The 12,292-nt window shown below is 61.7% G+C and carries 11 protein-coding genes; 5 read left to right on the top strand and 6 right to left on the bottom strand.

Annotated features, from left to right (window positions below; all coding sequences use genetic code 11):
• Positions 1 to 38 precede the first annotated feature (38 nt).
• The 3 genes from ACSMXM_RS13225 to ACSMXM_RS13235 form a co-directional block, all read right to left on the bottom strand.
• Entirely contained in the window at positions 39 to 320 is a 282-nt protein-coding gene (locus ACSMXM_RS13225; RefSeq protein ID WP_460316805.1) for an acylphosphatase, read from the bottom strand.
• Between the two features lie 8 nt (positions 321 to 328).
• Positions 329 to 1,564 (bottom strand): dicarboxylate/amino acid:cation symporter, encoded by a 1,236-nt coding sequence (locus ACSMXM_RS13230; RefSeq protein ID WP_460316806.1) that lies wholly within the window; start codon positions 1,562 to 1,564, stop codon positions 329 to 331.
• An 81-nt stretch (positions 1,565 to 1,645) separates the two neighbouring features.
• The gene (locus ACSMXM_RS13235; RefSeq protein WP_460316807.1) at positions 1,646 to 3,706 is read right to left on the bottom strand and encodes an NAD(+) synthase; all 2,061 of its coding nucleotides are present in this window, start codon (positions 3,704 to 3,706) and stop codon (positions 1,646 to 1,648) included.
• A 77-nt stretch (positions 3,707 to 3,783) separates the two neighbouring features.
• Here ACSMXM_RS13235 and ACSMXM_RS13240 point away from each other — a divergent pair, with 77 nt between their 5' ends.
• The 5 genes from ACSMXM_RS13240 to ACSMXM_RS13260 are packed head-to-tail and all read left to right on the top strand — an operon-like array spanning position 3,784 to position 8,524.
• Positions 3,784 to 5,040 carry an NAD(P)/FAD-dependent oxidoreductase gene (locus tag ACSMXM_RS13240; RefSeq protein ID WP_460317606.1) on the top strand — a complete coding sequence of 419 codons (1,257 nt, stop codon included), beginning with the start codon at positions 3,784 to 3,786 and terminating at the stop codon, positions 5,038 to 5,040.
• Positions 5,037 to 6,644 carry a hypothetical protein gene (locus tag ACSMXM_RS13245; protein WP_460316809.1) on the top strand — a complete coding sequence of 536 codons (1,608 nt, stop codon included), beginning with the start codon at positions 5,037 to 5,039 and terminating at the stop codon, positions 6,642 to 6,644. Before ACSMXM_RS13240 ends, ACSMXM_RS13245 begins: the two co-directional genes overlap by 4 nt.
• Before the next feature lie 52 nt (positions 6,645 to 6,696).
• Positions 6,697 to 6,999 carry a YggT family protein gene (locus ACSMXM_RS13250; RefSeq protein WP_460316811.1) on the top strand — a complete coding sequence of 101 codons (303 nt, stop codon included), beginning with the start codon at positions 6,697 to 6,699 and terminating at the stop codon, positions 6,997 to 6,999.
• A complete protein-coding gene (folD, locus tag ACSMXM_RS13255; RefSeq protein WP_460317607.1) occupies positions 6,996 to 7,895 on the top strand; it encodes a bifunctional methylenetetrahydrofolate dehydrogenase/methenyltetrahydrofolate cyclohydrolase FolD in 900 nt (299 codons plus the stop codon). Before ACSMXM_RS13250 ends, folD begins: the two co-directional genes overlap by 4 nt.
• Entirely contained in the window at positions 7,892 to 8,524 is a 633-nt protein-coding gene (locus ACSMXM_RS13260) for a MarC family protein (protein WP_460316813.1), read from the top strand. The genes folD and ACSMXM_RS13260 overlap by 4 nt, the downstream gene beginning before the upstream one ends.
• Here ACSMXM_RS13260 and ACSMXM_RS13265 read toward each other — a convergent pair.
• Genes ACSMXM_RS13265 through ACSMXM_RS13275 form a run of 3 tightly spaced genes read right to left on the bottom strand, consistent with a single transcriptional unit; the run spans position 8,521 to position 12,277 of the window.
• The gene (locus ACSMXM_RS13265; protein ID WP_460316816.1) at positions 8,521 to 10,335 is read right to left on the bottom strand and encodes a hypothetical protein; all 1,815 of its coding nucleotides are present in this window, start codon (positions 10,333 to 10,335) and stop codon (positions 8,521 to 8,523) included. The two genes, ACSMXM_RS13260 and ACSMXM_RS13265, sit on opposite strands and share 4 nt — an antisense overlap.
• Positions 10,332 to 10,727 carry a GtrA family protein gene (locus ACSMXM_RS13270; RefSeq protein WP_460316817.1) on the bottom strand — a complete coding sequence of 132 codons (396 nt, stop codon included), beginning with the start codon at positions 10,725 to 10,727 and terminating at the stop codon, positions 10,332 to 10,334. Before ACSMXM_RS13270 ends, ACSMXM_RS13265 begins: the two co-directional genes overlap by 4 nt.
• 38 nt (positions 10,728 to 10,765) lie before the next feature.
• The gene (locus ACSMXM_RS13275; RefSeq protein WP_460316818.1) at positions 10,766 to 12,277 is read right to left on the bottom strand and encodes an NAD(P)/FAD-dependent oxidoreductase; all 1,512 of its coding nucleotides are present in this window, start codon (positions 12,275 to 12,277) and stop codon (positions 10,766 to 10,768) included.
• Between the last annotated feature and the right edge of the window lie 15 nt (positions 12,278 to 12,292).

Genomic DNA, 12,292 nt, shown 5'->3' on the forward strand with positions numbered 1-12,292 from the left:
CCTCTCGTCGATGGCGTATCGTGCGCGCAAAAAAGCTGTCACACGGTGGGGCGCTTGGTAAAGCCTTTCACCGCCGAAATATCGGCGTCGCTGACGGCAATATCGGTCACGTTCGCCCGCTCAGGACCCGATTTCATTTTCTCGATCATCTGGGCAAGTGTGCCGGGCTCACCGCACAGCAGCGCCTCGACCGTGCCATCCTTTCGATTGCGGACCCAACCCGAAACGCCCAGCGCATTGGCGGTTTCAACGGTCCAGTTGCGAAAGAACACCCCCTGTACGCGTCCGCTGACCACTGCTCTTTTGCAGCTATCGCTCATCTTTTACCTCAAACATCGTCGTCGGATTCATATTCCTCGACGTCGATTTCGCCCATCATGTGCCCGACCGCAACCGCCACGGCGGCGTCGCCGGTGATGTTCGTCATGGTGCGCATCATGTCCATGATACGGTCGATGCCCGCCACCAGCGCAATGGTTTCCATCGGAATGCCCGCCACGCCGAACACCAGCCCCATCATGATCAGGCCAGATCCCGGAACGCCCGCCGCGCCGACCGCGCCGATCGTTCCGGTTATGGCAATCAGCAGATATTCGGTGACGCCCAGTTCGACGCCGAAAACCTGCGCGCCGAACAGGCTGGCCAGCCCCATATACATGGCCGTACCGTTCATGTTGATGGTGGCGCCCAGCGACAGGACGAAGCTGGAGACGGAGCGCGAAACGCCGAGGTTCCGCTGCGTACAGCGCATGCTGACCGGCAGGGTCGCGTTGGAACTGGCGGTCGAATAGGCGACCGCCTGCGCATCCAGAATGCCGCGAAAGAAATCCAGGATCGGCAATTTGGTGAACAGCTTTATGATCGCCGGGTAGACCAGCACGATGATCAGCGCGCAGCCGAAATAGTTTAGACCCACGACCTTCGCCAGCGGCAGCAGGGCATCGGTGCCGAATGTGCCCGCGACCCAGGCCATCAGGGCAAAGACGCCGAAGGGCGTCAATTCCATCACGATCAGGGTCATCTTCTGCATGATGATAGCGCCTGAATCCATCGCCTTTACCATGGGCAGGCCCGCCTCGCCGGCCAGCAGAATGCCGATCCCGAACAATATCGCAAAGGTGATCAGCGGCAGGACGTCACCCGTCGCCATGACGTCAATGACGTTCTCTGGCACGAAGCGCAGGATCATGTCCGTGGGATCGAATGTTTCCGTCGACGGGGTGAAACTGTCAGGCAGCGGTATGGACAGACCTGCGCCGGGTTGCAGAACGGTACCGAGCCCCAGTCCAAGCCCAACGCTGATTGCGCCGGTGACCATGAACAGCAGCAGCGACCTGCCGCCGACAGCCCCCAGCTTTCTCAGGTCGCCAATGGCGCAGACGCCCGCCACCAGGCTGAAGAAAATCAACGGCACGACCAGCATCTTGATCGCCTTGATGAACAGGTCGCCGATCCATTTGATGGATTCCGCCTCCGGCCCCCAGGCCAGGCCCGTGATAACGCCTAGCAGCAAGGCCGCGACGACGCGCTGCCACAAGGGTATGGCGAACCAGATTTTCGTCATTTTAGATGCCCATCCCCCGAACTCCTGCGTGGCCCTTCTTCATAGTCCTCTGGCGCGATGGCAAGACCGGGTTTCGGATGGTCAGCCGCCCGGCATGTTGCGGTCCAGCTCTTGCAGGAAAGCCGCCGCCGTCCCGTCCGAAGGCGCACGCCAGTCCCCGCGCGGGCTGAGGCTGCCGCCGCCCGACACTTTCGGACCATTGGGCAGGGCGGAGCGTTTGAATTGAGCGAAGCCGAAATAGCGCTTCAGGAACTCCCTCAGCCATTTCTCGATCGTGTCCAGATCATATTCGTGGCGCTCGCTTTCCGAATAGCCGATCGGCCACACTCCGGAATCCCGATCCCGCCAGGCATGCCACGCCAGAAACGCCACCTTCGAAGGGGCGAGGCCGTAGCGCAGGATCCAGAACAGGAAGAAATCGTGCAGCGCATAGGGGCCGATGCGATCCTCCGTCGACTGCATCGCGCCGGTATCCTTGTCGGCGGGAACCAGCTCCGGACTGATTTCGGTCGCCAGAATCCGTTCCAGCACCTCGTCGATTTCCTTGTCGAACTGGTCCGTGCGTTCGCACCAGCGAATCAGATATTTGATCAGCGTCTTCGGAACACCGGAATTGACGGCATAGTGGCTCATATGGTCGCCGACGCCATAGGTGCACCAGCCGAGCGCAAGCTCCGACATGTCGCCGGTGCCAAGGACGAACCCCCCATGTTCGCCCGCCAGGCGGAACAGATAATCCGTCCGAAGACCGGCCTGCACATTCTCGAAATTCGTGTCGTAGACTTCCTCTCCATCGGCGAAGGGATGGCCGATATCGGCAAGCATCTGTTTCGCCGCCGGGCGAATATCGATTTCCTCGGCCGTGCACCCGATTGCCTTCATCAGCGCCCAGGCGTTTCCCTTCGTGGTCTCGCCCGTTGCAAAGCCGGGCATCGTATAACCGCGAATATCCGTTCGCGGACGACCGAGCCGGTCCATTGCCTTTGCCGCCACGATCAGCGCATGCGTCGAATCGAGGCCGCCCGATATGCCGATGACGATCGATTTGGCGCCGGTCGAGCGGATGCGCTTCGCCAGCCCCTCGACCTGGATGTTGAAGGCCTCGTAGCAGTCCTCGTCCAGCAATGCCGGCGTGTTCGGCACATAGGGATAGCGCCAGACGCGGCGTACCAGCCCGCGATCCTCGTTTAGATCGCCATGGGCGAAATGCACCCGGCGGAACCGGTTTTCGGGATCTCGGCTGGCGACGGCGGCATCGTTGAACGTCGGGGTGCGCATCCGCTCCTGCCGCAGACGCGCGACATCCACATCCGCGAAAACGGTTTCTGCATCCCACTGAAAGCGGGTCGACTCGGCCAGTTCCTTGCCAAGCTCGTAGATCAGGCCCTGGCCGTCCCAGGCCAGATCGGTCGTCGATTCGCCCGGTCCTGCGGCGGAATAGACATAGGCGGCCATGTTCCGCATTGCCGACGCCGCGCACAGCAGTTTGCGGTCGCGGGATTTGCCAATGACGATGTCGGAGGCGCTGAGATTGCACAGGATCAGCGCGCCCGCCAATGCGCCCTCCGTCGAGGGTTGCACGGGCGACCAATAGTCCTCGCAAATTTCCAGGTGGAAGATGAAATCCGCATAATCCGATGCGGCGAAGATCAGGTCGGTGCCAAACGGAACCTGTTGGCCGCAAAGTTCGATTTCATGGCCGGTCACGCCTACACCCATGGCGAACCAGCGCTTTTCATAGAATTCGCGATAATTCGGCAGGAAGCTTTTCGGTACCGCGCCCAGAATGCGGCCGCGATGTATGGCGAGCGCGCAATTGTAGAGCCGACCGTTGCGCCTGAGCGCCGCGCCGACGCACAGGACCGGGCGCAGATTGACGCTGGCGGCGGTGACGCTGGCGATCGCCTCCTCCACGGCATCCAGATAGCCATCCTGCAGATGCAGATCGTCAATGGCGTAGCTGGTCAGGTTGAGTTCCGGATAGACCAGCAGGTCGATCCCCTTGTCATGGGCATCCTCTGCGTTTTTTATCGCTTCCGCGGCATTGGCGGCGGGGTCGCCGGACGTGGCAAGCGGTGTGCAGGCGCCGACCCGGACGAGACCGTGCTGGCGAAGCGAGTAAAAGGGGTGGGTTTCGCTCATGTTTCGCTCTTTGCCTTGCGGGGATTGAGCGGTCCAGTGCGGCGGCGTAGGGTTGTGCGCGAAAAGGAGGCCCCGCCATTCACGCAGAGCTAGATAATTTCGATGTCGCGATCGTCGGTTCCGGTCATGCCGGGGCGCAGGCGGCGATTGCGCTACGCCAGAACGGTTTTGAGGGCCGCATCGGCCTGATCGGCGACGAGCCGGACCTGCCCTATGAGCGCCCGCCCTTGTCAAAGGATTATCTGGCCGGGGAAAAGCCGTTCGAGCGTATCCTCCTCAGGAAAGAGGATTTTTGGGAGGCGCGCGAAATACGGCGTCTTCCCTCCACACGCATCGAAAGCGTCGACCCGAAGGCCCGCGAACTTGTCGATGCCGATGGAGAGACGATCCGCTACGGCACCCTGATCTGGGCAACGGGCGGAGAGCCCCGGCGCATGCCGTGCGGCAGCGATGTCGGCCTGACGGGCGTCCATGCCATTCGCACGCACTCCGACGTGCAATTGCTGAAATCGGAACTGGGCGAGGTAGAGCGGATCGTCGTGGTCGGCGGCGGCTATATCGGGCTGGAGGCGGCCGCGGTTCTGGTGAAGATGGGAAAGCACGTCACCGTCATCGAGGCGGCGGACCGTGTGCTGGCGCGGGTGGCGGGCGAACCGCTGTCACGCTTTTACGAAGAGTGTCATCGCGCCGCCGGCGTCAATTTCCTTCTTGGCACGATGACGGACTGCCTGGAGGGGCGGGACCACAGGGTATCCGGCGTCCGTCTCGACAGCGGTGAAAGCCTGCCCGCTGACATGGTGATTGTCGGTATCGGCATTGTCCCGGCTGTGGAGCCCCTGCTCGCCTGCGGCATCAAGGGGACGAACGGTGTAAAGGTCGATGCGCAGTGCCGGACCAGCGACCCACATATCTTTGCCATTGGCGACTGCGCTCTGCATGAAAACGCCTATGCCGACGGTGCTGAAATCAGGCTTGAATCGGTGCAGAACGCCAATGATATGGCGAATGTGGCGGCCAAGACGATCTGCGGCCAGGACGTCGCCTATGATGCGCTGCCCTGGTTCTGGTCGAACCAATATGATCTGAAGCTGCAGACGGCGGGGCTGTCCATCGGATATGACCAGACGGTGCTGCGCGGCGATCCCGCGTCGGGCAAGTTTTCGCTATTGTATCTAAAGGGCGGGCGATTGATTGCGCTCGACGCTGTCAACCGACCAGCCGATTTCATCCAGGCGCAGAAACTGATAAGGCATGTCCGCGAAACTGGCGACATGCTCGATCCCGCTGATCTCGCCGATACGGAGACGCCCTTGAAAACGCTGATCCCAACATGAGTGGCACCCGCTTTCTGCTCGCGCTGGTGTCGGTCGGCATGTTCCTGGCGCTGGCGGCCGGTGCGGTCCTTCTTAAGAAGAAGCCGGACATGGTGGCCGATCTTGGTGCGCCGGTGGCGACCGCCTATGCGGCGGCCTCCTCCGCCGCTTCGTCCGCGTCATCCGCCTCCGCCACGGTGCCAGCGAGCGCGCAAGCGACCACGATGGCCGCGGAACTGCCGACAGGCGCCACCGTGTCGCTCGATACGCTGGACGCCGCCGGCGCGGGCGAGTGGGTGGAAAGCCAGGTAACGCACAGATATTGGAACAGGGCACAGAAACTTTCCTGGCAGCAAAAGCCGATCGATTATGTCGACGCCGACGGCACGCCGCAGGGTCCACGGCCCTTTGCCGAAGGCAGTTTCTCCACCTCCGGCCCGGTCCGCCTGAAACTTCCCGAGGGGCTGCGCGATATTTATGTCGTCACGTCGAAAGGCAGGATAACCGTAAAGACGCGCGAAACCGGCGAAGGGCCGGTTCTGGTGCTTGCCGATGGCAGACGGCTCGATGCGTTGGCCGACGCCGACATCAACTTCACGACCGTGAAGCGTCTGGGTGACCGGGATTCGATGAAGGCCGAAGGGGATTCCGGGTTTCTCATTCGCTTTCCGGCCCATAGCGGTCCCGCGACATTGGAGCTGCAGCGGGTGGAGGGTTCCAACAAGTCAGGAACCCTGAAAGTCTATCAGGCAAGTCCCCGCGCCCCCAAGATGGCGTTTCCCAGCGAACTGCCGGCGGCGCGCGCGCAAATATTGCGGGTGGCGGCGGGCGATGTTCGCCGCAGTGTTCCGGAGCGTCAGCAGTTGCAAGGCGAATGGCTGGCCACATGGCTGGACCGTGAATCGGCTCCGCAGAAACGCTGCAACGAAACGGATATCGGCTGCTCTGGCCTCGTCCTGATGCAGGACCGGCAAGCGCTGCCGCAATCGCTAGATCGCGCCGCCATGGTAACCTATTTCCGAATCGGCGGCGTCTGGTCGGATACTGGCGGCAAGATGCCGGGTCTCGGCAATAGCGGCGACACGACCAAGGGACCGAGAACCTGCATCGGCGATTCATGCTATGGCGATGCAGGCTGGGGCGGCCGGAAGGCGAACGGCCTGCGCTGGCACGCGCGCGGTCTGTTCACCGGTTCCGGCGGCACCGGCTCCCTTGGCTGGGGAACCTATCTTTATTCGTTGAATGTGAATGCTGGGCCGTATGGCAAGCATCTCGCCGCCGCAGAGCCGCTGCCGCCGGGCGAGGTTGTCGCCACGGTGCAGTATATCGACGTCAATGATGTGGGCAGCGATAATGGCATTCTGGGGCAATGGCTGTGCCGCGCATCCGGCTGTACGCCGATGATCTGGCGGGATGATATCCGTTACCGTAATGTGGACGCGCCAGAGGCGCTGGTGAACGAAATGGACCTCGTCATCTATTGCGGCGGCATGCAGTGCAACATGCGTTCCGGTCAGCGGTTCGAATATGATTTCCATTCCGCAGCGGTCTTTGACGGCATGCCTGACCTCAGAAAGGTCGCCGACCGCGTCTCGCGGCTGGCAAGCACGGTGCCATCCCGCTAGACAGCGACTCCTCGTTCGATGCGCATTCACCAGAGATCCAGGGCCATCATCCATGCCAGCTACCCTTGTCGCCATTCTCGATATTTTCGTAATGTTGTGCCAGCTCGTCATCTGGGTGATCATCGCGCAGGTCATTCTGTCGTGGCTGATCGCATTCAACGTCATCAACACGTCGAATAATTTCGTGCGTTCGCTCGTTTTCGGCATTGAGCGGCTGACGGCGCCGCTCTACCGCCCCATCCGCCGGTTTCTGCCGGATCTGGGCGGTATCGACCTGTCGCCCATGATCCTGATCCTGGCGATCATTCTGGTGCAGCGGCTGGTACCCGCGCTCGTGATCGATCTGTTCACCTGATGGCGGACCGTATCGACGGAAAGGCGTTCGCAGCGGCGCTGCGAGCCCGCACGGCGGATCATGCCGCCCGTTTTCACGAGCAGGCCGGGCGTAAGGCGGGCCTGGCCGTCATTCTTGTCGGTGACGATCCGGCGAGCGACGTTTACGTCACGTCCAAACACCGGGCGACGCGCGAAGCCGGCATGGAAAGTTTCGAGCACCGCCTGTCTGCGGAGACTACGCAGGACCAGCTTCTGGACCTTGTGGACAAGCTGAATGGAGATCCGAATGTCGATGGCATTTTGTGTCAGCTGCCGCTGCCGGGTCACCTCGATGCGGATGCGGTGGTGCAGGCGATCGATCCGGACAAGGATGTCGACGGCCTGACGGTCACCAATGCCGGGCGTCTGCTGAGCGGGCTGCCCGGCATCGTGCCCTGCACACCGCTTGGCTGTGACATGATGATTGCCGATCGCCTGGGCAGTGATCTGTCGGGCAAGACGGCGCTGGTGATCGGCCGCTCCAATTTGTTCGGCAAGCCAATGGGGCAGCTGTTGCTGCAGCGCAATGCAACCGTGACCCAGGCGCATTCTCGTACGTCGGACCTGCCGGCAGAGGCGCGCCGCGCCGACATTCTGGTGGTTGCCGTCGGCCGGCCAGAGATGGTTCGCGGCGACTGGGTAAAACCGGGCGCGCTGGTTATCGACGTCGGCATTAATCGGATCGAGGCGCCGGAGCGCGGCGAAGGAAAAACGCGGCTTGTCGGCGATGTCGCCTTTGGCGAGGCAGAGCAGGTCGCATCGGCCATCACGCCGGTCCCGGGTGGTGTCGGTCCCATGACGATCGCCTGTCTGTTGAGGAATACGGTGACGGCCGCCTATCGCCGTCAGCGGCTGGCGGTACCGGAGGATTTGTGAATCCGGCGCTCGTCGATCTATTCGTCACGGCATTCGCCACCCTGTTCGTCGTCATCGACCCGCCGGGCTGTGCGCCGATCTATTCCAGCCTGACAGCCGGGGCCAGCGCCCGTCAGCGTAACGGCATGGCCGTGCGCTCCATCCTGATTGCGGGCGGCGTACTGATCGTCTTTGCCTTTTTCGGCAGGCCATTGTTGGAGGCGCTCGGCATATCGCTGGACGCCTTCCGTGTGGCAGGCGGCATCATGTTGTTCATGATCGCGCTGGAAATGGTGTTCGAGAAGCGCACTGAACGGCGAGAAACGCGTGTTCAGGAAATGAACGAATCGGACGTTGACGATGTCAGTGTCTTTCCCATGGGCATCCCCATGATCGCCGGACCCGGCTCAATCGCGGCGCTGATGCTGTTGATGAGCCAGACCACGAGTTTTGTGGAGCGAAGCGTTGTTTTTGGCGCCTTGTTCCTGGTTCTCCTCCTCACGCTGGCGGCCCTGTTGCTGGCGGGTCCAATGCTTGGTTTCATCGGGCAGAAGATGGAGGCGATGCTGACACGATTGCTGGGCGTGATCCTGGCCGCGCTGGCGGCGCAATTCGTTCTCGACGGGCTTCGCGCCAGCTTCCTCGCCTAGGGGGCGACGCGATACAGCCGTACGCCGGCTTTTCCGCGTCCGGTAATAATAGGGTGCATCCAGGTCGGAATCTCGCCGTCGTGGAGGGCGGCGGCAAACCCGTTCGGAGCCTGTCGGGCGTAGAATCGCATCTCCCGCGCGCCGGCACACCAGGCGATATGCGACAGCCCCTTTTCACGAACGAAGCTTCGGGCGTCTGCGGGCGATCCGCGGAAAACCTCAATCACCTCCTTCATCGCGGCTTCGTTGCGATGATGCCCGCTTGCCAGCATTCGGTGCGGCGTTCCCGCCAGAATGGCAGGCGTCGGGTCCAGCGGCGTCAGCATGGTCGTGGGCGGCATATCGGCCACCTGCGTCCACGCCCCCTTTTTGAAACAGGCGGCTTCCGCTCCGCCGCTCTGCTGCGTAGTTTTGTCCTCGGCTTTGCTGCTCCAGCTTTCCCACAAGTCCATGGCGAACAGCGGGGTTGCTGGCAGCAGGAGCAGCAGAAGGGCGATGGTCCCGACAAGGCGCGGCAGCAGGGGCTGCATACGTGCGCGGCGCAGCAATTCCGAAAATGCGAAGATCAGCGCAGGGAGGGACAATAATTGAGCCAGTGCGATCGACCGCAATACGAAAATGCCTGACAGGGCTGCCGCCACGAACAGAAACGCCAGGTCAAGCCGTACGCGCCGTTGCCAGCCGCCCTCCGCCAGCATGAACAGGGTCGCGCCGGCACCGATCAGCACGGCAAATCCACTGGCGACGCTGACCGCATCGACAATCTGCCACAGGGGCATCCCTTCCCGCACATTCACATACCAGTTCGTTTTCACGACAGGGTCGAGCGCGCTGAACGGCCCGGCGAGGCATGCGGGGTTGATGAGGGAGAGGCAGCCTATGCCCATGACGGTGGAGACGGCCAATATACCCAGGCGGCGTGCCCGTCCGTTGGCTGCGGGTAGCATCAGCAGGGAAAGCCCCGCCGTCGCCCCCGCAAGCGCGGCAAGATAGGCTGGCATGATCGCGTCGCACCAGTGGGCGCTCCACATGGCCAGCGGCTGGGTCGCGGCGAAAAATGCAAGGCTGGCGATCGTCACGGAAATCATGAAGCCGAGCAGCCTGCCGGTTTCCGCCGGAACGAAGAGGGCGCGCAAGGCCAGCAGGGCGCCGGCTGCAACGGCAAGCGGCAGTCCCTCCAGCGAAATGTGCAGCATCAGCGCCAGTGCGACGCCGCCCAACATGGCTGCGCTTGTCGTGCGCGTACCTGCGATGGCTGCCACCGCTGCCAGCCCCAGAACAATTTGCCAGCCATGATGGTCGATGCGCATGGGGCTCAACTGCAATGCCGGGAACATCATGCCGGGGACCAGCAGTGCGCCGATCAGCGCCATGCGCCAGTCGGCAACCCGCCGTATCAGAAAGGCGATCAACATGATCGTCAGGAACAGCGAGAGGCACGGCACGATGATCGCGGCCGCCGTTTCCGCGCCCGCCGCGCCGACCAATGGCCGAAATGCAACCATTACGAGCGCCAGCGGCAGGTCGACCAGTCGCGACCAGTGCATCGGCGCGCCATCAGGGGGATTCAGGCGATATTGCGTGACGTCGCGCCAGTTCTGCCCGGCCAGAAAGTCACGAACTTCCTGCAGTCGCAGATAATCATCCGGTCCATGCAATTCACCGGAAAAGATGGCGTCCTTTTTCAGGAGTGCCAGCAACAGCGTGGAGACTATCCAGACGATCAGAATGCCAAGGCGGAATTTACGCGCGTCGGCGTCGGCGCGTTCCGTATCGGCCACGGCATCGGCCGCCCCGAAGGCGATCGTCATGACGCAAAGACATAAAGGCGGCGAACGAGCCAGATCGCCTGAAAGCTGACGATGACAGCGATTGCCTTTGCAGCCGAGGGGTCCAGACCGAGGCCGGTGCCCGCCCCCACGATGCACATGGTAAGCCCCAGTCCCAATAGGGCTGAGCCTGCGAACAGCAATTTCTGCTGACGCCGCTGGTCGCTGCCGCGCACATGTGTCTGCCGGGCGAACACCACGCGGCTGGAAATCAGCCAGTGCACGCTGATTCCGAAGCCATATCCTGCGCCGGAGGCCAGGCTGGCGATCATGCCCGCCGACATCAGCACGGTGAACATGGCGACGTCAGCGGCCAATGCACACACGCTGGCCAAACCATAGCGCAGATATGTCATATCGATCAGCCGGGCCATGGGCCTCTTCCCGTCGCGGACACGAAATATGCGGATTGTCAGGCGGCTATCTTGCGGGGAACCATGCGTTCGGATTTCAGCGCCTCGACCGCGCCTTCGTCACCAGCCTCGTGATATTCCGCATCCTCGTTCACGCACCAGACGTCGTGGACGATCTCGCCCGCCTGAATGTTCTTCACGGTCAGCATCGCCGTCATCATGGCATGATCCTGATTATTATATTTGTGCATGCCGTTGCGCCCGACCAGGTGCAGCGTGGGATGCGTTTCGGCCAGTTCGCTGCGAAGTGCCTGGACATTGGCGGCATAGGCGTCGTCATAGACGGGATATGCCTTTTCCTGCCGCACCACGACGCCACCTGCGATATCGTCGGGATTGCACAGGCCAAGTAACTCCAGCTCCATCTTCGCCAAATTTACCAGATCCTCGTCATGTGCCGACCACAGGCCGTCATCTTCAAAGCAAAAATATTCCAGCCCGACGCAGGCCATATCCTCATTCGGGATCATTTCGGGCGACCAGGACCGGAAATTCTGGATACGCCCGACCTGTACGGATGGATCGTGGATATAGATCCAATTGTCCGGGAACAGGTCTTTCGACTTCACCATGACGGCAACCGTCAGGAAATCACGATATTTCAGGTCAAGTGCGTTCACCGCCGCCTTCGGCATCGGATGCAGACGGCTGGCAAGCTCCCGCATCGGCGCGGAGGAAATGACGTGAGACGCGTTGATCTCCACCATCTTGCCGTCGCCGCGTTTTGCCAGCACCTTCCACCTGCCCGTCGAAACATCTTCGGACAGCTGATGCAGGGCGTGATCCATCAGGACGGTGTTCCCGCCGGCAACGACGAAGTCGCGCGCCGCCTCCCACATCATGCCCGGCCCCTTGCGGGGATAGCGAAAGCTTTCCAGCAGGGTCTTCGCCCCCATGCCGTCGTTCGGTTTCTTGTTGAGGCCCAGCGACCGCTTCAGCCCGTCCATGACGGCACTGCCAAGGCTCAGCCCCTTGATCCGCTGCGCCGCCCAGTCGGCGGAAATCTCGTCGCACTGCATGCCCCACACCTTTTCGGTGTAGGTCTTGAAGAAAATGGAAAACAGTTTCCGCCCGAACTGGTTTGATACCCAGTCCTGAAAATTGGCTACGTCCTTTTTTGGAAAGACGCGGGACTTCAAATAGCTCGCCATGCACAGCGTCGAGCGAATCAGCCCCAGATTACCCAGCGCCTCAAACGCCCGCAGCGGATAGGAGTAGAATTTGCCCTCATAATAAATGCGGCTCATGCGAGGGCGCTGAATGAAATCATCCGGCAGGATCTCGTTCCAAAGGTCGACGACCTCCTTCGACTTCGAAAAGAAACGGTGCCCGCCAATGTCGAAACGATAGCCATCATGTTCGACCGTGCGGCTGATGCCGCCGACATAAATGGGGTCCTTTTCGATGATTGTGACCGAATAGCCTGCCTTGGTCAGCAAATAGGCGGAGGTCAGTCCGGCCGGTCCTGCGCCGATAATGGCGACGTCAACGCCCGATCCCTGATATGCCATACGCTGCCTGCCCCT

The organism is Pacificimonas sp. ICDLI1SI03 (assembly GCF_054740865.1).